The 21,349-nt window shown below is 68.8% G+C and carries 18 protein-coding genes and 1 tRNA gene; 9 read left to right on the top strand and 10 right to left on the bottom strand.

The annotated features are described in order from the left end of the window. Nucleotides 1-8 precede the first annotated feature (8 nt). Nucleotides 9-1,307, top strand: a complete 1,299-nt coding sequence (gene preA, locus SY26_RS01075; RefSeq protein WP_045982912.1) for an NAD-dependent dihydropyrimidine dehydrogenase subunit PreA — start codon at nt 9-11, stop codon at nt 1,305-1,307. Nucleotides 1,308-1,412: 105 nt separating this feature from the next. On the opposite strand, the gene SY26_RS01070 is transcribed toward preA, so the two are convergent. The 3 genes from SY26_RS01070 to SY26_RS01060 are packed head-to-tail and all read right to left on the bottom strand — an operon-like array spanning nt 1,413 to nt 4,788. Next, a complete protein-coding gene (locus SY26_RS01070; RefSeq protein ID WP_045998934.1) occupies nt 1,413-2,882 on the bottom strand; it encodes a carboxypeptidase M32 in 1,470 nt (489 codons plus the stop codon). Beyond that, nucleotides 2,879-4,024, bottom strand: coding sequence for a heme A synthase (ctaA, locus tag SY26_RS01065; protein WP_045982910.1), 1,146 nt, complete (start codon nt 4,022-4,024; stop codon nt 2,879-2,881). Before ctaA ends, SY26_RS01070 begins: the two co-directional genes overlap by 4 nt. A gap of 35 nt (nt 4,025-4,059) precedes the next feature. Beyond that, nucleotides 4,060-4,788 (bottom strand): RNA methyltransferase, encoded by a 729-nt coding sequence (locus tag SY26_RS01060; protein WP_045998933.1) that lies wholly within the window; start codon nt 4,786-4,788, stop codon nt 4,060-4,062. A 68-nt stretch (nt 4,789-4,856) separates the two neighbouring features. Between SY26_RS01060 and SY26_RS01055 the strand changes: the two genes are divergently transcribed. Then, the gene (locus tag SY26_RS01055) at nt 4,857-5,459 is read left to right on the top strand and encodes a thiamine phosphate synthase (protein ID WP_127898765.1); all 603 of its coding nucleotides are present in this window, start codon (nt 4,857-4,859) and stop codon (nt 5,457-5,459) included. On the opposite strand, the gene purN is transcribed toward SY26_RS01055, so the two are convergent. Together purN and purM are read right to left on the bottom strand one after the other, a co-directional pair. Next, nucleotides 5,456-6,043: a phosphoribosylglycinamide formyltransferase gene (purN, locus tag SY26_RS01050; protein WP_045998932.1), complete on the bottom strand. Its 588-nt coding sequence runs from the start codon at nt 6,041-6,043 to the stop codon at nt 5,456-5,458. The genes SY26_RS01055 and purN overlap by 4 nt on opposite strands. Then, nucleotides 6,040-7,080: a phosphoribosylformylglycinamidine cyclo-ligase gene (gene purM, locus SY26_RS01045; protein WP_045998931.1), complete on the bottom strand. Its 1,041-nt coding sequence runs from the start codon at nt 7,078-7,080 to the stop codon at nt 6,040-6,042. The genes purN and purM overlap by 4 nt, the downstream gene beginning before the upstream one ends. A gap of 106 nt (nt 7,081-7,186) precedes the next feature. On the opposite strand from purM, the gene SY26_RS01040 reads away from it, so the two are divergent. Both SY26_RS01040 and SY26_RS01035 read left to right on the top strand, forming a co-directional pair. Next, nucleotides 7,187-7,263: transfer RNA gene (locus SY26_RS01040), tRNA-Ile, on the top strand. Between the two features lie 173 nt (nt 7,264-7,436). Then, nucleotides 7,437-7,997 (top strand): hypothetical protein, encoded by a 561-nt coding sequence (locus SY26_RS01035; protein WP_045998930.1) that lies wholly within the window; start codon nt 7,437-7,439, stop codon nt 7,995-7,997. A gap of 17 nt (nt 7,998-8,014) precedes the next feature. Here SY26_RS01035 and arsJ read toward each other — a convergent pair whose 3' ends face one another. Genes arsJ through SY26_RS01010 form a run of 5 tightly spaced genes read right to left on the bottom strand, consistent with a single transcriptional unit; the run spans nt 8,015 to nt 13,452 of the window. After that, nucleotides 8,015-9,280 (bottom strand): organoarsenical effux MFS transporter ArsJ, encoded by a 1,266-nt coding sequence (gene arsJ / locus SY26_RS01030; RefSeq protein WP_045998929.1) that lies wholly within the window; start codon nt 9,278-9,280, stop codon nt 8,015-8,017. Next, nucleotides 9,277-10,287 (bottom strand): ArsJ-associated glyceraldehyde-3-phosphate dehydrogenase, encoded by a 1,011-nt coding sequence (locus SY26_RS01025; protein ID WP_045998928.1) that lies wholly within the window; start codon nt 10,285-10,287, stop codon nt 9,277-9,279. The genes arsJ and SY26_RS01025 overlap by 4 nt, the downstream gene beginning before the upstream one ends. A gap of 4 nt (nt 10,288-10,291) precedes the next feature. Further along, nucleotides 10,292-11,128: a helix-turn-helix domain-containing protein gene (locus SY26_RS01020; protein ID WP_045998927.1), complete on the bottom strand. Its 837-nt coding sequence runs from the start codon at nt 11,126-11,128 to the stop codon at nt 10,292-10,294. Nucleotides 11,129-11,188: 60 nt separating this feature from the next. Beyond that, nucleotides 11,189-11,875 carry a response regulator transcription factor gene (locus SY26_RS01015; protein ID WP_045998926.1) on the bottom strand — a complete coding sequence of 229 codons (687 nt, stop codon included), beginning with the start codon at nt 11,873-11,875 and terminating at the stop codon, nt 11,189-11,191. Further along, a complete protein-coding gene (locus tag SY26_RS01010) occupies nt 11,872-13,452 on the bottom strand; it encodes an ATP-binding protein (protein WP_217845934.1) in 1,581 nt (526 codons plus the stop codon). Before SY26_RS01010 ends, SY26_RS01015 begins: the two co-directional genes overlap by 4 nt. 216 nt (nt 13,453-13,668) lie before the next feature. Between SY26_RS01010 and SY26_RS01005 the strand changes: the two genes are divergently transcribed. The 5 genes from SY26_RS01005 to SY26_RS00985 are packed head-to-tail and all read left to right on the top strand — an operon-like array spanning nt 13,669 to nt 21,335. Continuing rightward, nucleotides 13,669-14,922, top strand: a complete 1,254-nt coding sequence (locus SY26_RS01005; RefSeq protein ID WP_052715069.1) for a glycosyltransferase family protein — start codon at nt 13,669-13,671, stop codon at nt 14,920-14,922. A gap of 27 nt (nt 14,923-14,949) precedes the next feature. Further along, nucleotides 14,950-16,182 (top strand): glycosyltransferase family 4 protein, encoded by a 1,233-nt coding sequence (locus SY26_RS01000; RefSeq protein ID WP_045998924.1) that lies wholly within the window; start codon nt 14,950-14,952, stop codon nt 16,180-16,182. After that, nucleotides 16,182-17,342, top strand: a complete 1,161-nt coding sequence (locus SY26_RS00995; RefSeq protein ID WP_045998923.1) for a glycosyltransferase family 4 protein — start codon at nt 16,182-16,184, stop codon at nt 17,340-17,342. The genes SY26_RS01000 and SY26_RS00995 overlap by 1 nt, the downstream gene beginning before the upstream one ends. Next, nucleotides 17,342-19,195, top strand: a complete 1,854-nt coding sequence (locus SY26_RS00990; RefSeq protein WP_045998922.1) for an ABC transporter ATP-binding protein — start codon at nt 17,342-17,344, stop codon at nt 19,193-19,195. Before SY26_RS00995 ends, SY26_RS00990 begins: the two co-directional genes overlap by 1 nt. Beyond that, complete coding sequence (locus SY26_RS00985) at nt 19,179-21,335, top strand: phosphotransferase (protein WP_198143074.1); 2,157 nt, start codon at nt 19,179-19,181, stop codon at nt 21,333-21,335. Before SY26_RS00990 ends, SY26_RS00985 begins: the two co-directional genes overlap by 17 nt. The last annotated feature ends 14 nt before the right edge of the window (nt 21,336-21,349 follow it).

Raw genomic sequence — 21,349 nt, 5'->3', positions numbered from 1 at the left:
ACGAACCCATGGCAGACCTGCGCAGCAATTTCATCGGGATCAAGTCCCCGAACCCCTTCTGGCTGGCCTCGGCCCCGCCGACCGACAAGGAATACAACGTCCGCCGCGCCTTCCAGGCCGGTTGGGGCGGTGTGGTGTGGAAGACGCTCGGGTCCGAAGGCCCGCCCGTCGTCAACGTGAACGGCCCGCGATACGGCGTGATCCACGGTGCCGACCGCCGCGTCCTGGGCATCAACAACATCGAGCTGATCACCGACCGACCCCTTGAGGTGAACCTGCGCGAGATCAAGTCGGTCAAGCGCGACTATCCCGACCGGGCGCTGATCATCAGCCTGATGGTGCCCTGCGACGAGGACAGCTGGCGCGACATCCTGGCCAAGATCGAGGATACCGGAGCCGACGGGGTCGAGCTGAACTTCGGCTGCCCGCACGGCATGGCCGAGCGCGGCATGGGATCGGCCGTGGGCCAGGTGCCGGAATACATCGAGATGGTGACCCGGTGGGTCAAGCAGTATTCCCGCATGCCCTGCATCGTGAAGCTGACGCCCAACATCACCGATGTCACCAAGCCCGCCGAGGCCGCCAGGCGCGGCGGCGCCGATGCGGTCAGCCTGATCAACACGATCAACTCGATCACCTCGGTCGATCTAGACCTGTTCGCGCCCCAGCCCACCATCGACGGCAAAGGCAGCCATGGCGGCTATTGCGGCCCGGCGGTCAAGCCAATCGCCCTGAACATGGTGGCCGAGATCGCGCGCAACCCCGCAACCGCCGGCCTGCCCATCAGCGGCATCGGCGGCGTCACCACCTGGCGCGACGCGGCCGAGTTCATGGCGCTTGGCGCGGGCAATGTGCAGGTCTGCACGGCGGCGATGACCTATGGCTTCAAGGTGGTCCAGGAGATGATCACCGGCCTGCACGATTATCTGGACAGCCATGAGATGGGCCTGTCCGACCTGATCGGCCGCGCGGTGCCCAACGTGCGCGACTGGCAGCAGCTGAACCTGAACTATGTCACCAAGGCGGTGATCGACCAAGATGCCTGCATCAGCTGCGGCCGCTGCTATGCCGCGTGCGAGGATACCAGCCACCAGGCCATTGCCATGAAGCCGGGCCGCGTGTTCGAGGTGATCGAGGAGGAATGCGTCGCCTGCAACCTGTGTGTTGATGTCTGCCCGGTTGAGGACTGCATCACCATGCGTGAGCTGGAGATCGGCGAGATCGACAAGCGCACCGGCATTCCGCGCGGCGAATACGCGAACTGGACCAGCCATCCGAACAACCCGATGGCCCGCGCCGCCGAGTGATCCGATGGTCCAGGGGGCCTTGCGCCCCCCCGGGCCATCCGCAGGGTATATGGCCAACGAAAAAGCCCCGCGGCGCCGGCCGCGGGGCTTTGTCATGCGGGACGATCAGAGACCGTAGATGCGGCCGAACTTCTGTTCCAGATAGTCCAGCAGCGGGTCGGGGCCGATGGGCCGGCCCGCGGCGGTCTCGATCACCTCGGTCGGGGTCATCAAGCCGCCGTGGCGCTGAACGTTCTCGCGCAGCCATTCGGTGGCGGGGGTTGCGTCGCCCTGGGCCAGGGACGCGTCCAGATCGGGCACCGCGCCGCGCAAGGCCTGGTTCAGGCAGCCCGCATAGACATTGCCCAAGGCGTAGGTCGGGAAATAGCCGAAAAGGCCCACCGACCAATGGACGTCCTGAAGGACGCCATTCGCGGGACGATCGACCGCGACGCCGAAATCCTTGAGGAAGCGCGCGTTCCACGCCGCCTCCAGGTCCTGCGTATCCAGCCGCCCCGAGATCAGGTCACGCTCCAGATCAAAGCGCAGCATGACGTGCAGGTTGTACTGCACCTCGTCCGATTCGGTGCGGATATAGCCGGGCGTCACGCGGTTGACCGTCGCGTAGAAGGCGTCGGGATCGGTGATGTTCAACCCGTCGAAGGCCTCGGACATGCGTTCGAACAGCCATCCGGTGAAGGCGCGACCGCGGCCCAGCTGGTTCTCATAGATGCGGCTCTGGCTTTCGTGGACGCCCATGGACACGCCGCGCCCCAGGGGGGTGAAGGCGTAATCGGGGTCTATACCCAGCTCATAGCTGGAATGGCCGACCTCGTGGATGGTGGAGTAGAGACAGTTGAACGGATCCGTCTCGACCACCCGGGTGGTGATGCGGCTGTCCTGCCAGCGCCCAGAGCTGAAGGGATGCACGGCCAGATCCATCCGCCCCCGCGTCCAGTCGTAACCGAAGGCCGTGGCGCAGGCGCGGGCCAGGCGCAGCTGGGTCTCCTGCGGGAAATGGCCCTTCAGCGCCTGCGGTTGATCGGCACCTAGGACGTCGTCGCGCAGCGCGACCAGGCGCGGGCGCATCGCGTCGAACAGCGTCGCCAGACGCGCCCCGCTCATGCCGGGTTCGTAATCCTCCAGCAGGGCGTCATAAAGATCGCCGCCATCGGCCAGGCAGGCGGCCTCCTCGCGCTTCAGCATCAGGACCTGATCCAGGGTCGGCAGGAAATCCGCGGGCGCGTCCTTGGCGCGGGCCTCGGCCCAGATGCCCTGGGCCAGCGAGGTCAGACGCGCCAACTCGGAGGCCAGCCGCGCGGGAATGCGGCTGCTGCGGGCATAGTCCCGCGCGATCAGGGCGACGGCGCGGCGGTCGGCGGGGCTTTGCGGATCGGCCGCGTCCAGCCATTCGCCGATGCGCGGATCGGTGCGGCGGTCATGCAGCACCTCCTCCATCGCGCCCATCTCCTCGGCGCGTTGTTCGGCGGCGCCGCGGGGCATCACGGTCTCCTGGTCCCAGCCCAACCGTTCGGCGACGGAGGACAGGGCTTCGGTCTGGCGCTGGAAGGCCAGCAGGTCGGTCAGCGCGGTCATCGGATCGCCCCCCGGATCGAGGTTTCAAAGGGATAGCGCGCATGGTGGCGCGCCCGCAGGATCATCGCGAACAGCACGACGGCGCCGAACTGGTGCGTCAGGGCCAGGTGCAGGGGCGATGCGTGGATCACGTTCAGGATGCCCAGCCCGATCTGCGCGGCCATCGCCACGATCATGACGCTGAAGGCGCCGCGCGTCACCGGATGGGGCGAGCGGCGCGCCCGCAGCCACACGACGACGGCGAAGATCGCCAGCAGATAGCCGGTCATGCGGTGAATGAACTGGACCAGGGCCGGGTTCTCGAAGAAGTTCCGCCAGCCCAGGGTGCCGTCCCAGATCGCCGCCGGGATCCATTCGCCGCCCATGGTGGGCCAGCCGGTATAGGTGCGGCCGGCATCGATGCCCGCGACCAGCGCGCCCAGCAGGATCTGCACGAAGGTCAGGTGCATCAGCCCCGTGGACATGCGGAACAGCTTGGCCTCTCCGGCGCGGCGCGCGCGCATCAGCTCGGCCTCGGACCGCGACAATTGCAGGACGTACCAGGTGATCAGGCCCAGGATCAGGAAGGCGATGCCCAGATGCGTGGCCAGGCGATAGGACGCGACACGCAGCATCCCCTCGTTCAGGCCCGAGCTGACCATCCACCAGCCGATCGCGCCCTGCAGGCCGCCAAGCGCCCCCAGGGACAGCAGGCGGGGCGTCCAGCCCGTGGGAATGCGCGATGTGGCCCAGAAGAAGACGAAGCCCAAAGCCCAGACCAGACCGACCACGCGGCCCAGCAGGCGGTGCCCCCATTCCCACCAGTAGATGTACTGGAACTCCGACAGCGACATGCCGCGGTTCAGCTCCTGGTACTGCGGGATCTGGCGATAAAGGTCGAATTCGCTCTGCCAGTCGGCGGCGTTCATGGGCGGGATGGCCCCGGTCACGGGTTTCCATTCGGTGATCGACAGGCCCGACCCGGTCAGGCGCGTGGCGCCACCCACGACGATCATCGCCAGGACCAGCACGAACAGCACGGCAAGCCAGGCGCGGATCGCGCGCCGCGCGCCGCGGGGGCGGGCGTCGATCATGCCGGTGGTCTGGACGGGTCGGGCTGCGGTCGGGTCCGAGACTTCCTGGAAGACAGGTCGCTTGGCCATCGCAAGGCTCCTTTCGGGCGGAGGTTAGGGGCGGGTCAGCGCCGGGTCAACTGACGCAGGACGCCGTGCAGGATCCGCACGTCGCCCTTGGTCAGGGTCAGACGCGACCACATGTTGCGCATGTTCAGACGCATCGACGCGGCCTTGGTTTCCGGGAAGAAGAACCCGGCCTGGGTCAGCTGGTCGTCGTAATGGTCGCCCAACCGCTCGATCTCGATGCGGTCGGCAGGGGCTTCGGCCTCGGACCGGCGCAGATGGGGCGCGGGTTCGGGCGGCAGGATGTCGCGGCCGAATTCGTATCCCATCAGCAGGACGGCCTGGGCCAGGTTCAGCGACGGGAAATCGGGGTTCACCGGCACCGTCACGATGGCGTTGGCCCGCGCGATGTCGTCATTCTCCAGCCCCGTGCGTTCGGGGCCGAAGATGATCGCCGAGCGGCCATCATGGGCGCGGGCCTGGGCCATCGCGGTGGCGGGCGTGAAGACGGGCTTGGTCAGTTCGCGCCCGCGCGCGGTGGTGGCATAGGCATAGTCGATGCCCTCCATCGCCAGGGCCAGCGTGGGATAGACGCGGGCCGTGTCCAGCACGCGGCCCGCTGCCCCCGAGGCCATGGCGACGGCCTTGGGGTTGGGCCAGCCGTCGCGCGGATCGACGATGCGCATGTCGGTCAGGCCGAAATTCAGCATGGCGCGGGCGGCCGCGCCGATGTTCTCGCCCATCTGCGGGCGCACGAGGATGATGACGGGTTGGCGTTCGATCTGCATGGTCCGGCAGATAGTCCGTCTGGCGGCGGCGGGCAAGCTGCGCTATCTGCGACACAAAGGAGATCGCCATGACCGACGCCCCTCAACTGTACCTGATGACCCCTGCCGGCGCCCAGGCATCCAGCCTGGCACCGATGCTGGCCGAGGTGATGGACCGCGTGGCCCCCGCCTGCCTGCGCATCCGCGGCGGCGCCGAGGAGGACGAGCTGGGCCGTCTGGCCGACATGGCACGCGAGATCGCCCATGCCCGCGACGTGGCAGTGGTGATCGACGATCACGTCAAGCTGGCGCTGCGCCACGGGCTGGACGGGGTGCACCTGAACGACGGGGCCAAGGCCGTGCGCTATGCCCGAAAGGAGCTGGGCGACGACGCGATCGTCGGCGCGTTCTGCGGCACGTCGCGCCACGAGGGCATGAACGCGGCTGAGGCGGGTGCGGATTACGTGGCCTTTGGTCCGGTCAGCGACAGCGCGCTCTATCGTGGCGATCCGGTCGAGCTAGAGCTGTTCCAGTGGTGGTCCGAGATGATCGAGGTGCCGGTCGTGGCCGAAGGCGCCATCACGCGAGAGCTGATCACCCAGCTGACGCCGATCACCGACTTCATCGCCCTGGGCCCCGAGATCTGGACCCAGGAAGACCCGGCCGCGACACTGGCCCTGCTGTGGGGCTAAAGGACCAGGGGCGTCCGGTCGCCTGACGCGAACCGCCGCAGCACCGCCGGGTACAGGCGGTGTTCCTGCACCAGCACACGCGTGGCCAGGGTCGCGGCGTCATCGCCGGGCATGATCGTCACGCGCGCCTGACCCAGGGCAGGCCCTGCGTCCAGTTCCGGCGTGACCAGGTGCACGGTGCAGCCGGCCTCGGCGTCACCGGCGGCGATGGCGCGGGCATGGGTGTCGAGACCGGGGTATTTGGGCAAAAGAGAAGGATGGATGTTCAGCATCCGCCCCTGAAACCGCTGCACGAATTCGGGCGTCAGGATGCGCATGAAGCCGGCCAGACAGATGATGTCGGGCCGGGCCGCCAGCAGCGGCTGCAGCAGCGCCTGTTCGAACCCCGCCCGGTCGCGCGGAAAGTCGCGGTGATCGACGGACGCGGTCGGCACGCCCAGTTCGGCGGCACGGGCCAGCCCGCCCGCCTGCGGATCGTTCGACGCGACCAGTACGGGGCGCGCCGGGTGATCGCCGGTCATGTCCTGCAGCAGGCGGATCATGTTCGACCCGCCCCCCGAGATCAGGATCGCGACCCGTTTCACGCAAGCGTGCCGGAATAGCGTACGCCCGCGCCCGCCGTGACGGTGCCAAGGCGATGCACCGTCTCTCCCTGCTGGGACAGCAGGTCGGTCAGCGCATCGGCGCGGTCGGCGGTCACGACCAGGATCATGCCGATGCCGCTGTTGAAGGTCTTGAGCATTTCGGACGTCTCAATCCCTCCGGCCTGGGCCAGCCAGGCGAAGACGGGGGGCAGCGGCCAGCGGCCCAGGTCGATGTCCGCGCCCAGGTCCTTGGGCAGGACGCGGGGCAGGTTCTCGGTCAGTCCGCCGCCGGTGATATGGGCCAGCGCATGCACGCCGCCCGCGCGGATCGCGGCCAGGGCGGGCTTGACGTAGAGCCGCGTGGGCGTCAGCAGCGCCTCTCCCAGGGTGGTGTCGGCAAAGGGGGCGGCGTCGGACCACGCCAGACCGGCGCGTTCCGCGACCTTGCGGACCAGCGAATAGCCGTTGGAATGCACGCCGTCCGAGGCCAGGCCCAGCAGCACGTCCCCCTGCCCCACGCCCGCGGGAAGCGCCGCGCCGCGGTTCATCGCGCCCACCGCAAAGCCAGCAAGGTCGAAATCGCCGTCGTGATACATGCCGGGCATCTCGGCGGTCTCTCCGCCGATCAGGGCGCAGCCGGCGGCCTTGCAGCCGCGGGCGATCCCCTCGACCACGCGGGCGCCCTCGTCGACGGACAGCTTGCCGGTGGCGAAATAGTCCAGGAAGAACAGCGGCTCGGCGCCCTGGCAGACGAGGTCGTTCACGCACATCGCGACCAGGTCCTGGCCCAGACCGTCCAGATGTCCGGTGTCGATGCCGATGCGCAGCTTGGTGCCCACGCCATCGGTGGCGGCGACCAGGATCGGGTCGTCATAGCCCGCAGCCTTGAGGTCGAACAGCGCGCCGAACCCGCCAAGCGCATCCATGACGCCCGGCCGCTGCGTGGCGGCGGCGGCGGGCTTGATCCGTTCGACCAGCGCGTTCCCCGCGTCGATGTCGACGCCTGCGTCGCGATAGCTGATCCCGTTCTGTGTCATGTCGGCCCCCGGCTGATGTCGGCCCCCCGATAGCGGAACCGCACCCATTGGGCAACGCCCAAGCTTGACCTGACCGCCATGCGGCACTAGGCAATGCGTGCTGCGGGGGCCTGTAGCTCAATTGGTTAGAGCAGGGCGCTCATAACGCCTTGGTTGCGGGTTCAAGTCCTGCCGGGCCTACCATCCCCATACCGCCGACCGATCCCACGCATGGACGTCTTCCGCGCTGCGAGGTTGCGGAACCAGCGTCGTGCAAGGATCGGCCTGAATCGTCCCAAGCTGAAATTATCCTGCCAATTCCGAGCCAATCCGCGTAGAGCGTGTTGATCGCGCGTTCGTGAGCGGTTGGGGGATGGATGAGTTTGGTGACACGGGTGATGGTTCTGGGCGGGTCAGGGACGGGAAAGTCCTGGCTGGCGATGCGGCTGGCCGCGTTGGCCGGCCTGCCCGCGTACCACATGGACCAGCTGAGCTGGATGCCGGGCTTTGTCCATCGCAGCACCGGCGAGCTTGATGCCCTGACCCGCGAGATCCATGCGCAGGAGCACTGGATCATCGAGGGCGGTCATTACGAGACGATGCATGAACGCGCCGCCCGCGCCCATCTTCTGATCTGGGTCGATCCGTCCAGGCCGGTGCAGGTCGCCCGCGTCGCATGGCGGTCACTGCGTTATCACAACCGCACGCGGCCGGGCATGGGAGAGGGGTGCCGCGAGACGTTCGGCTGGCACACGCTGGATGCCATCGCCTATGCCCGCACCTCGCGGCAGTTTCATCGCGACCGCGCGACCGAGGTCATCGCCGCCGCAGGACCCCGTCTGGCGCTTGCGCATATCCGGTCAGGGTGGCAGGCGCGGCGGTTCCTGCGCCGCTGCGCGCCCGTGCCGCGCACGCGGGGTTTTCTGCTGCAACCGTAAAGGATGCAGGACGGCCTTCAGCGGGCCGGCCCCACGCTTTCCGGGCTGTCGATCAGCAGGCGGCGTGCCGCCCACCAGCTGGCCGCCGCCATCGCGCCGGCGGTGGCCAGGCACAGCGGCAGCCCGCCGGCCTGATAGGACAGGCCCGACAGCAGCGTCCCGATCAGGCGGCCCGCCGCGTTCGCCATGTAGTAGAACCCGACATCCCGCGTGATCCGCTGTGCCTGACCAAAGGCCAGGATCAGGTATGAATGAACGGACGAATTGACAGCAAAGACGAAGCCGAAGACCAGCAGGCCCAGAACCAGCAGCATCGTCAGCCACGGCGCAGGATCGCCCGCGATCACGACCGCCGCCGCCATCACGAAGGGGATGGGCACCAGCCGACCTGCCCACCGGACCGCGTCCCGGGTGATCTGCGCCTCGGGTCGGCCGGCGCCGCCCAGGATGCGCGGGGCGGCGGCTTGAACCGCGCCATAAAGGATGATCCACAGCGCCATGAAACCGCCGACCAGAAAGAAGGCCTCGCGCCGCCCTTCGGCAGTTCCATCGGACAGGACGGCCTGAAAATAGATCGGGATGCCCACCACGAACCACACGTCGCGCGCACCGAACAGGAACATGCGCGCCAGGGACAGCCGGTTCACGCGGCTGTCCCGCGACCGCCAGCCTGACCATCCTTCGGCCGCCTTCACCCGACCGGGCAGGCCCGCGGGCAGGAACAGGACCACCGCCACCAGGATCGCGGCCAGCACCGCGGCCATGCCCCAGACCGCCGCCTGGAACCCCGCAAAGGCCAGTAGTGCGGCGCCCAGGAAAAAGCCCAGGCCCTTGACGGCGTTCTTGGACCCGGTCAGCGCAGCCACCCATCGGAACAGCCCGCCATCGGCGGCAGGGGCAAGGACCTTGACCGCCGATTTCGACGACATCTTGGACAGATCCTTGGCGATACCCGACGCGCCCTGCACCGCCATCACGAACATCACCGATGCCGTGACGCTCCATGCCGGGTCCAGCTGCGCCAGCGTCGCCAAGGCCGCGATCTGGATTCCCAGGCCCGCGTACAGGGTCGCCGCCAGCCCGAACCGGGCCGCCAGCCAGCCCGCGGCCAGGTTCGTGACGATCCCCGCAGCCTCGTACAGCAGGAACAGCCATGCCAGCTGGACCGGGGAAAAGCCCAGTCCGTTGAAGTGCAGCAGCACCAGCATGCGCAACGCGCCGTCCGACAGCATGAACGCCCAATAGGCCGCCGTCACCGCGGCATAGGCGCGGACCGGGTTCATGCCATCCGCCCCGCGACCATGCGCGCGACATCGACCAGCCGGCAGGCATAGCCCCATTCGTTGTCGTACCAGGCATAGATTTTGACCTGTGTCCCGTTCACGACCATCGTCGATCCCGCGTCGATGATCGCACTGCGCGGATCGTTGACATAGTCGGTGGACACAAGCGGCCGCGTCTCATAGCCCAGGATGCCGTCCAGCGGTCCCGCCGCGGCGGCGGCGAACAGGGCGTTGACCTCCTCCACGCTTGTCGGACGCTCGACCTCGAACACGCAGTCGGTCAACGAGGCGTTCAGCAGCGGCACCCGGACCGCGTGGCCGTTCAGCCGACCCTTCAGTTCGGGATAGATCAGCGTGATCGCCGTGGCGCTGCCGGTCGTCGTGGGAATGAGGTTCATGAGCGCCGAGCGCGCGCGGCGCATGTCCTTGGCCGGTCGGTCGACGATGGTCTGCGTGTTGGTGACGTCATGGATCGTGGTGATCGACCCGTGGCGGATGCCCAGGGCCTCGTGGACGACCTTGACCACCGGGGCCAGGCAGTTCGTCGTGCAGCTGGCCGCCGTCACGATCCGCTGGCTGCCGTCATAGAGATGATGGTTCACGCCATAGACCAGATTCAACGCCCCGCCATCCTTGACCGGTGCGCTGACCACGACACGCGCCACGCCCGCATTGAAATAGGGCGCGATCCGGTCCGCGGTCTTGAACACGCCCGTCGCGTCGATCACCAGGTTGACCCCCAGGTCACGCAGCGGCAGGGCGTCGATGGTCCGGTGATGCGTCAGCGGAATGCGGTGGCCATCCAGAATCAGCGCCGCGCCGTCTGCCGCGACGGGCTTGGACCAGCGGCCGTGAACGCTGTCGAATTCCATCAGCAGGGCGTGCTGATCGGCATCGCCCGCCGCGTCGTTCAGCAGGACGATCCGGTCCCCCAGGCCCAGGTCGATCATCCGGCGCAGGGCCAACTTTCCGATGCGGCCAAGGCCGTTCAGTGCGATTCGGGTCATGGGGTCAGTCCTTGGCAAGTTCGCGGGCATCGATCTGATCGACCCGGTTCTGAAGCGAGATTCGGTCCAGGCTTGCCACCGGCAGGGCGGCAAAGGCTTCGATCCGGCGGCGCAGGGCGGCATAGGTCCGGGCAAAGACCAGCGCCCGTTCGGCGTCCGCCCCTTGCGCCTTGACCGGGTCGGGCAGCCCCCAATGCCCGGTGATCGGCTGGCCGGGCCAAGGGGGGCATTCCTCGGCCGCGGAGGTGTCGCAGACGGTGAAGACGAAATCCATCCTGGGGGCGTCGGGTGACTGGAACTCGGACAGATGCTTGGACCGCAGGGTGGTCGTGTCGTGGCCGTTGCGGTCCAGCACCTGCAGCGCAAGGGGGTTCGGATGCGTCCCCGCCCGGGTGCCTGCCGAATGGGCGATGAACCGATCGCCGCCCAGATCGCGCAGCAGCGCCTCGGCATAAAGCGATCGTGCGGAATTGCCTGAACAGATGAACAGGACATGGAAACCGGTATGCGTCACGGTCGGCTCCTTGGATTGTGGGATGCTGGTCAGAACGTCCGGGCGCGCGCGGCCAAGGTCCATTGCCAGATAGCCCAGCAGGCGGCCCGTCGCATCGACATCGATCGAATAGAGCAGCGACCGCCCCTGTCGCCGCACGGCGACAAGGCCGCATCCCGTCAGGTCGGACAGGTAGTGCGACAGGGTGTTCGGCTTCAGCCCCAGCGCCTGAGCGATCTCGGTCGGGCGAACGGCGCGGGGGGCAAAGCGCATCAGAAGCCGGGCAACGGCAAGGCGACCGGGGTGGCCAAGGGTGGCAAAGGCGTGGGCGGCGCGGTCATGTTCCATGATTCCCGAATAATGGAATAATGACCGCGGCGCCAGTGAAGCTTTCATGACAGGACCGCGTCACCGGGCCGACAGCAGATACCCGAAGCCGCGCTGGTTGTGGATCAGCCGCGCATCGCCGTCCTGGTCCAGCTTCTTGCGCAGATAGGCGATATAGACCTCGACGATGTTGGTCTGCGGGTCGAAGTTGTATCCCCAGACACCCTTCAGGATATCCACGCGCGACTGAACCTTGTCGGGACGCTCTGCCAGAAACCGCAGCAGCGAGAACTCGGTCGCCGTCAGGTCCAGATCGCGGTCGCGTCGCGTCGCGGTCTTGGTGTCCAGGTCCAGACACAGATCGCCGATGACGATGCGCGACGGGCGGTCCTCGCGCGCAGGCGCACGGCGCAGCAGGACCGCGATGCGAGCCAGCAGTTCCTCGAAGGCAAAGGGCTTGGTCATGTAGTCGTCGGCCCCCGCCCCCAGCCCCTCCAGCTTCTCGGCCAGCGCGTCCTTGGCGGTCAGCATCAGGATCATCACGTCATGGCCCACCCCGCGAATCTCCCGGCACAGGTCGGCGCCGTCGCCGTCGGGCAGCATCCGGTCCAGCACGACCAGGTCATAGCCCCCGTCCCGCAACCGCTGGTCCAGCCCCGCCGCGCAGTCGGCCAGATCGACGTGATAGCCCTCGGCCGTCAGGCCACCGGCCAGCAGGGCGGCGATCTCGGTGTCATCCTCGACAACCAGGACACGATCGGGGCTCATGCGACGGCCCTGCGTGCCAACGGCATGGTGATCTCGACCACGGCGCCGCGGCCGGGCGCGCTGTCGATGCGGATGGCGCCGTCATGCTGGTCGACGATCCATTTCGCGATGGACAGCCCGAGGCCCAACCCGCGACCCGACCGCGGCCGCGACGGGCGCGCGCTGTAGAAGCGGGTGAAGGCGCTGCCCAGTTCATCGCCCGTGAAACCCGGTCCCTGGTCGCGCACGCGGATATGGGCGTGATCCTGTGACTGCGCCAGTTCCAGGCTGACGGTGGTGTCGGCGGGCGCCAGGCGGATCGCGTTGTCCAGCGCGATCAGCACGGCCTGACGCAGGCGGTCGGGATCACCGCGCACCTCGACCGGTTCGCTGGGCTGGCTGGGACGGATGCGCACGCCGGGGCGCATCGCCATGTTCTGGCCGTCCAGCAGCACGTCGCCCACGATGTCCTGCAGCACGACACGCGTGCGGTTGACCATGATCGAGCCCGATTCCGACCGCGCCAGGAACAGCAGGTCATCGATCAGCCGCCCGATCTGGTCGGTCTTGCGGACGATCTCGGACAGCACCTGCTGCAGGGTGGCGGCATCGGCGTCAGGGGTGCGGATCGCCATCTCGGCCTGGCCGCGCAGGATCGTCAGCGGCGTGCGCAGCTCGTGGCTGATATCGGCGAAGAAGTTCGCGCGGCTGGCATCGACCGACCGCAGCCGATCGTTGCTGGCCACCAGCGCCTCCGACCGTTCGCGCAGTTCGCGGGTGCGCTCCTCGACCTGCTGGGACAGCGTGGACTGCGCCTGCAGCAGGCTGTCGCGCTGGTCGCGGATCTGTCCGGTCATCTGGTTGAAGCGGCGCGACAGGTTGCCCAGCTCGTCGGGCGACGGATTGTCGATCACATGCGTCAGATCGCCCCGCCCGACCGCCTCGGCCCCCGCGTAGAGCGCCGAGACGGGGCGCAGGATCGCGCGGTTCATCATCACGATGTTCGCGACACCCAAGACCGCCACGACCACGATCAGCCCGATGGCCAGATCCACGGCGCGCTCCGACAGGCGGGACGAACTGGCCAGCGCCTCGGCAACCTCGGCGCGTTCGCGCACGGTCGCCTCCTCGACCAGCTCCAGCAGCACCTGCCCCAGCTGGTGATAGATGCGAGTGTTGAACACCTGCAGCGCCTCCGCGCGCCGGCCCGCCTGCAGGTGATCCTGGATCAGCAGGCGCGACTGGTCGATCTCCTGCACCTTGATCTCCATCTGGGCGACGCGGTCCAGTCCGCCCCAGGTCGCATCGGGCTCTCCGGCCAGCGCATGCTCCTCGCGGATCAGGTCGCGCTGGCGCTGCAGCCCGGACAGCAGCGAATCGCGCGCCTCGCGGATCTCGGCGTCCTGGTCCCCGGCGACGAACAGTTCTGCGATCTGGGCGGACAGCTTGTTTGCGTCGACCGCCACCAGGTTGATGTTGCGCAGCTGCGCATAGGACGTCTGAAGCTGTCGCCGGTCCTCGCGCGTCAGGCCCAGCCCGATGATGATCGCCAGACATACAAGCGTGACCGTGACCAGGCCGGTCAAGTGACTGAGCATGATTTTCGTGCGGATTCTCATGGCGTTGCGTTCCCGGCCGGTGGCGGCTTGGTGCCGCCTGAGACGGCAGACTAGCGCAACTTCGCTGCCGTAAAAACGCCGATGCGCGGCTCTAATGATCTTCTAATTTGCAGCTTTGGATCGCACGCCAATATTTTGGAAGCACGAAGACGCCGCCGTCCAAGCACCTCCGCACCCCCAGATCCCGAGGGCCCGATGACCAAGATGAACCTCGCCGATCCGCTGCAATACGCCGCCGCGCTGCGCCGTCAGCGGACCCGCGCGCCGCGGGTGGTCCTGTATTCGCACGACACTCTGGGCTTTGGTCACTTGCGGCGCAACATGCTGCTGGCGCAGGCGATCCGCGAATGCGGTCACGACCCCGAAGTGCTGCTGGTGGCCGGCATGCGCGAGGCCGGGGCATTCGCCCTGCCCGCGGGCGTCGACTGCCTGACGCTGCCGGCCTATGCCAAGGCCTCGGACGGCACCTATCATGCCCGCGACCTGGGGATCGGGGTCGACGCGCTGTGCGACATCCGCGCGGCGACGATCCGGGCCGCGGTCAAGAACTTTCAGCCCGACCTGATGATCGTCGACAACGTCCCCCGCGGTGCCCAGTACGAACTGGGCCCGACCCTGCGCGCACTGAAGCGGTCGGGCCGCACGCGGATCGTGCTGGGGCTGCGCGACATCATCGACCGGCCGTCCGTCATGCGCCAGCAATGGCTGCGCCAGCGCAATTTCGAGGCGCTGCAGGATCATTACGACGACATCTGGGTCTATGGCGACCCGGCGTTCTTTCCCACGGCCGACGAATACGGGCTGGGCCCCGAACTGTCCGCCCGCGTGACCTATACCGGCTATCTGGACCAGCGGGCGCGCCTGTCGCCCGATGCGCAGGGGGCCGACCCGCTGCAGGTGACGGGAGGCGATGCGCGCCCGTTCGTTTTGTGCCAGGTGGGCGGCGGGCGCGACGGGGTGGCCCTGTGCACGGCCTTTGCCGCGGCGCCCATGCCCGCGGGCCATCAGGGCATCCTGATCACCGGCACGCAGATGCCGCCCGAGGCACGGGCCCGCGTGGCGGCGCTGGCACAGGGCCGGACCGACCTGACCGTGGTCGATTTCGTGGCCGAACCGGTGGGGCTGGCCGCGCGCGCGGCGGCGCTTGTGGCGATGTGCGGTTACAACACCGCATGCGAGATGATGTCGTTCGGCCTGCCGTCGCTGGTGGTGCCGCGGGTCCGGCCGCGCACCGAACAACTGATCCGCGCGCAGCGCATGCAGGATCGCGGCATCGCCGACATGATCCATCCCGATGCGCTGTCGCCCGCCGCCATCGGCGACTGGCTGGGCCGCGCGGTGACCCGGCAGGCCGGACCACGCGGCGTGGACCTGGACGGGCTGTCGCGCGTCACCGCGATGGCTACGCGGATGCTGGCCCCCCGCAAATCCCTGCGCCGCCTGGCCTGAAGACCTGTCACAAGGAAACGTCCTCCCATGTCCGCACCCAAGATCGGCTATGTCCTCAAGCGCTATCCCCGCTATTCCGAGACGTTCATCGTCAACGAGATCCTGGCGCACGAGGCCGCGGGCCAGCCGATCGAGATCTTCTCGCTGCGCCCGGTCGAGGAGACGCACTTTCAGGACAACCTGGGCAAGGTCCGCGCGCCCGTCACCCGACTGACCGAACGGCTGAAGAACCCCGACGCGTTCTGGCGGCTGATGATGCGCGCCCGGGCCGGGCTGCCCGCGGCGTCATGGACCCTGCTGGGCCAGATGAAGAACAGCAGCGGCCAGGATGTCGCGCAGGCGCTGGAGCTGGCGCTGGCCTGCCGCGAACGCGGGGTGGCGCATCTGCACGCGCATTTCGGCACCGTGTCCACGACGGTGGCGCGGCTGGCGGCACAGCTGGCGGGGATCGGCTATACCTTCACGGCGCATGCCAAGGACATCTATTTCGACTACGAGGAGAACATCCGCCTGGACGAGAAGCTGCGCGACGCGGCCCATGTCGTCACCGTGTCGGACTACAATGTCGGCTATCTGGAACAGCGGTTCGGCCAGGACGCGACCAATGTCAGCCGCATCTACAACGGCCTGGACCTGGACCGTTTCGCCCATCAGAACCCCGCACCCGATGCGACCGACATCCTGGCGGTCGGACGCCTGGTCGAGAAGAAGGGGTTCCACATCCTGATCGAGGCCGTTCGCCTGCTGCGCGACCAGGGCCGCAGCGTGCGCTGCACCATCGTGGGCGGCGGGGACGAGGCGTCCTATCTGGCGGCCCAGATCGCTGCCGCCGACCTGGCCGATGCGGTCACCCTAGCGGGTCCGCGTCCGCAATCCGAGGTGATCGCGATGATGCGTCGGGCTGCCGTCTTCGCCTGCCCCTGCGTGGTGGGCCACGACGGCAACCGCGACGGCCTGCCCACCGTCCTGCTGGAGGCGATGGCCCTGGGAACGCCCTGCGTCTCGACCGCCGTCACAGGCATCCCGGAACTGGTCCGCGACGGGCAGACCGGGTTCTGCGTCCCGGAAGGCGACCCCCAGGCGCTGGCCACGGCGCTTGCGCGGATGCTGGACGATGCGGACCTGCGGCAGCGGTTCTCGACCGCGGGACGCGCGTTGATCGCGCAGGAATTCGACCAGCACGTCAACGCCGCGCGGCTTCGCGCCATCTGGCACGACGCCATCGCGGGCACCGACCTTCCCCAGCAGAGGTCCGCGTGATGCACGTCGCCTATGTCACCACCGATCCTGGCATTCCGCCCTTCGGCACCAAGGGTGCGTCGATCCATGTGCAATCCGTGCTGCGGGTGCTGCTGGCGATGGGTCACCGGGTGACGCTGTTCTCTCCGTGCCTCACAGTGGCGCCGGCGGCGGAGTTCGCGACGGTGGCGCTGCACCCCCTGCCCGGGGCGCCGCGTGGCGACGACGCGGAAGCGCGTGCCGCTTGGGCGTTGGCGCTGAACGAGACGGTCGCCGCGGCGCTGACGCAGGCGGGGCCGTTCGACCTGGTCTATGAACGCCATGCGCTGTTCGCGCATGGGGCGATGGAATGGGCCGGTCGCGGCGGTGTGCCGTCGGCGCTGGAGCTGAACGCCCCCCTGATCGCCGAGCAGACCCGTCACCGCCACATGGTCCGCCAGTCGGACGCCCAAGCCAGCGCCCGCCGGGCTTTCGGGGCCGCCCGTCTGGTCGCGGCGGTGTCGGCGGTGGCGGCGGATTACGCCCGCGACCTGGGGGCCCTGCCCGACCGGGTGGCGGTCATCCCCAACGGCGTCGATGCGGCACGTTTCGACGGCAGCCCTGCGCCGGATGGGCCGTTCACCGTGGGCTTCGTCGGCACGCTGAAGCCTTGGCACGACACCGCGACCCTGGTCGAGGCCTTTGCCCTGTTGCGACGCGGCCCCGTTCCCGATGCGCGCCTGCTGATCGTGGGTGACGGGCCGCAACGGGCGGCGATCCTGGACCGGTTGGACCAGTTGTCCCTGTCGGACGCGGCCCACCTGACGGGGGCGGTCCAGCCCGACCAGATCCCCGGCTGGCTGGCGCGGATGCATGTCGCCACGGCCCCCTATCGGGCCGATCAGCCGTTCTATTTCTCTCCGCTGAAGCTCTACGAATACATGGCTGCGGGGCTGCCCGTGGTGGCCAGCGACGTGGGCGATCTGGCCCAGGTGCTGGACCGGGGCCGGCTTGGCGCCACCGTGGTACCGGATGATCCGGGCGCTTTGTCCGCGGCCCTTGCGGGTCTGGCCCGCGATCCCGCGGCGGCCACCGCGATGGGCGTACGCGCCCGCGCCGAGGTTCTGGCCCATCACGGGTGGGACCGCATCGTGTCCCGCATCATCGCCCGTGCCGGCGCCGCAGGGCAGGAGGCCGCGTGATGTCACGATCGCGTCCCGAGACGCTGACGGAATCGCTGCCCGGACTGCGCCGCGTGCTGCATCGGTTTGCCCCCTATCTGCGCCCGCATCGGGCGGTGCTGGCGGGGGCGACCACCGCGCTGGTCAGCGCCACGCTGATGCGGCTGCTGGAACCCTGGCCGCTGAAATTCGTCATCGACCGCGTGGTGCCGTCCGGCACGGCGGGAACAGGCGGATCGGGTGTCGCGGCGGTGGATACGCTGGACCCCATGACGCTTCTGGCGCTGTGCGCAGTTGGCTTGGTGGGCATCATCGGGCTGCGCGCGCTGTTCCAGTACCTGGCGACCATCGGCTTTGCGATCGTCGGCAACCGGGTGCTGACCCAGGTCCGCGGCGACCTATTCCGGCACCTGCAGGGACTGTCGCTTGGCTTTCACACCCGGTCCAAGGCGGGCGATTTGACCATGCGCCTGATCGGCGACGTGGCCATGCTCAAGGAGACTGCCGTCACTGCCGCCCTGCCGCTGGCCGCAAACGTGCTGGTCCTGCTGGGCATGGTCGCCGTGATGATGGTGCTGGACTGGCAGCTGGCGTTGATCGCGCTGATTCCGCTGCCGGTTCTGTGGTTCGCGTCCATCCGCGCGGGAAAGAAGATCCAGGCCGCCAGCCGCAAGCAGCGCAAGATCGAGGGCCAGATGGCCGCCACCGCGGCCGAGGCGATGTCCTCCATGCGCACGGTTCAGGCCCTGTCGATCGAGGATCGCGCGGCCGACACCTTCTCCGGTGCGAACGGCACCAGCATGGCGGGCGACGTGCGGGCCAAGCGCATCGCGGCGGGGCTGGAACGGCTGGTCGATCTGCTGGTCGCCTGCGCCATCGCGCTGGTTCTTTATTTCGGCACGTTGCAGGTGCTGCGCGGGCGGCTGACGCCGGGCGACCTGCTGGTCTTCATCACCTATCTCAAGGCGACGTTCCGGCCCATCCGGGGCTATGCCAAATACGCGTCCCGCCTGGCCAAGGCCAGCGCCGCGGGCGAGCGGGTCGTCCAGCTGCTGGACGAGGTGCCCGAGATCCGCGACCGCGCCGATGCCGTGGCCGCCCCTGCCTATGCCGGCCGGATCACCTTCGACGGCCTGACCTTCGGCTATGGCGGAGGTCGGCCCACGCTGGACGGGCTGACGCTGGACATTCCGGCGGGCACGAACGTGGCGCTGACAGGGCCGTCCGGGGCGGGCAAGTCGACGTTGGCCGGACTGCTTCTGCGCCTTTACGATCCGTCGGGCGGGCGCATCCTGATCGACGGGCAGGACATCCGCTACGTGACGATGACCAGCCTGCGCCGCCAGATCGGCTTTGTCCCACAGGAGACGGTCCTGTTCAGCGGCACGTTGGCCGACAACATCGCCTTGGGCGCGGGCCGCGACGTCACCCGCGACGAGATCGAGGCCGCCGCCCGCTTGGCCAACGCGCATGACTTCATCGCGGCCCTGCCCGACGGCTATGACGCCCAGGTCGCGGAACGCGGCGCCACCCTGTCGGCAGGTCAGCGCCAGCGCATCGCCATTGCCCGCGCCGCCCTGCGCCGCTGTCCGGTGCTGGTCCTGGACGAGCCCACGACCGGCTTGGACAGCAGCAACGAGGCCACCGTGTCCGAGGCGATCTGGCGCCTGGCCAAGGGCCGCACCAGCCTGCTGATCACCCATGACCTGTCGCAGGCCGCCCGCGCGGACCGCATCGTGTTCCTGGAGGCGGGCCGGGTGGCCGAACAGGGCAGCCATGCCGACCTGCTGGCGCGCGGGGGACGCTATGCCCGTCTGTGGGCGCTGCAGGGTCGTGGTCAGGATGGGGGGGCGCTGCGTGCTGTCTCCGGCTGATCGCGCGATCTGCGACCGTGATCCGGCGCTGGTCGGTCTGCCGCTGATGCTGGACGCGCAGGCGATGGCGGCGGCCCTGGGGCGTGACGCCTTGCAGCCGGCCTATCTGCGCTACAAACCCGGGGTCAGCTGCGTCGCGTCGTTCCTGTCCACGGACGGAGAGGCGCTGGCCGCCTATGCCTATGCCCCCGACCGGTATGCCGAGGAAAGCCGCCGGTCCCGTTGGCGCGACAACCCCGATGTCGTGATGCTGCCCGACCGCGGTGTGATCGTCATCCCGGCGCGGCTGGACCGTCATCTGCGCAGTCTTGCGCGGTTCCTGGACCCTGCACGGCGACAGGGCGCCCTGCGGCGCGTGACCGGCGTGCAGCCGCATCTGGCCGCAGGCGACCTGATCCTGCTGCGCTACAAGCCGGGGCGACGGCTGGTGGCCCGCCTCGACCTTGACGGCCAGCCGCAAGGGGTTCTGAAGATCATGGCCGGGGCGGGCTTTGACCAGGCGCTTGTCGGCGCGACTGCGGCCATGGCGCATGGGCAGGCCGCCCTGCTGGGGGCCGACAGCGGCTTGCGCGCGATGATGACCGCGTGGGTGCCGGGCCGCCCCGTCTGCCCGCAGATGACCGGTCACGCGCCCGACGCGGACACCTGCACGCGGATCGGCGCGGCCCTGGCCGCGCTGCATGCCGATCCGTTCCGACCCGCCGCCGCATGGACCGCCCAGGCTGATGCAAGGTCGGTCCTGACCGCCGCCGCCGATCTTGCGCCGCTGGATGCCGACCTGAGCGTCCTGGCCCATGGCATCGCGACCGATCTGGCCGACCGGCTGGCCCAGGCCACGTTCGATCCGGTGATGGTGCACGGCGATTTCAGCGCGGATCAGGTGGTGATGGGGGCCGCTGGTCCCGTCATCCTGGACTGGGACAACGCCGGCTGCGGCGATCCGGCCCGTGATCTGGGCAGCTTCCTGGCCCGGATCGATGCGCAGGTGGTGGACGGGATCCTGTCGCGCGTCCAGGCCGATGCCATAGCGGGCGCGGTCCTGGGCGGCTATGGCGACGGGCCCGTCACGCTGCCCCTCCACCATGCCCGCGCCCTGATGTTGCTGGTGACCGAGGGGTTTCGTGCCCGCCATCCCGACTGGCCTGCGCGCGCGCGGACCCTCTTGGACCGTGCGGCCCAGGTCATGCGCGGCGCATCCGCGGACCCCACCATGCCACAGCTGGACGCCGCCCTGGACCCAGACCAAGCGCGGCCCGCGCTGCAGGCGGCGACGGAGCTTGATCTCACGGGCCGGCCCCAGCTCCTCCGCCACAAGCTGGGCCGCAGGGCACTGGTCCGCTATCCGACTGGCGGGGCGACCACGGCCATCCTGGGCAAGCTGCGTGCTAAGGGGACGGACGGCCGCATGCCCGCCATCCACGATGCCCTGCGCGGTGCCGGTCTGGACGGTCGGGCATCGCACGGGGCGGGTGTCCCGCGCGCCCACGGCATCGTCGACACGATGCGGATGTGGTTGCAGGACGAGGTGTCCGGCCGACCCCTGACCCCGACGGATGTCGCGGCGATGGCGCAGACCGGCGTGGCGCTGGCCCACCTGCACAACGTGCCGCCCGTCACCGACCGCCGCTGGACCCACGCGGACGAGCTGTCGGTCCTGGATCGCGCCCTGACCCAGGCGGCAGAGCTGTTGCCCGCGCGACAGGCGGAACTGCGGCGCATCCTGCACGCCGCCAGGGATCGGATGGGACGGCTTCGCGACGACCAGCATTGCGGCATCCACCGCGACTTCTATTTCGACCAGGTGCTGATCGCCGATGCGCAGGTCTGGCTGGTCGATCTGGACCTCTACGCGGTGGGCGACCCGGCGGTGGACCTGGGCAATTTCCTGGCGCATCTGGACGAATACGCCCTGCGGAGCACGGGCGACGTCGGCGCGCTGAGCGCATCGGCCCGGGCCTTCCTGGACGGCTATGCTGGCATCCGCCCCCTGCCCTGCCCCCGGCGCATCGCAACCATGCGCACGCTGTCGCTGGCCCGCCACATCCGCATCAGCCTTCGTTTCGATGATCGCAGGCACACCACTGACGCGCTGATCGAGCAGTCCCTCAGAGCCTTCGCCACCTGCCACCAGCTAACCTGATTCCCAAGAGAGAA

Origin of the sequence: Paracoccus sp. 228, assembly GCF_000967825.1 — a bacterium.
In the GTDB taxonomy this organism is placed as follows: Bacteria; Pseudomonadota; Alphaproteobacteria; order Rhodobacterales; family Rhodobacteraceae; genus Paracoccus; species Paracoccus marcusii.
Note: the sequence above shows the minus strand (reverse complement) of the source record. Positions and strands in the feature narration are given on the sequence as shown.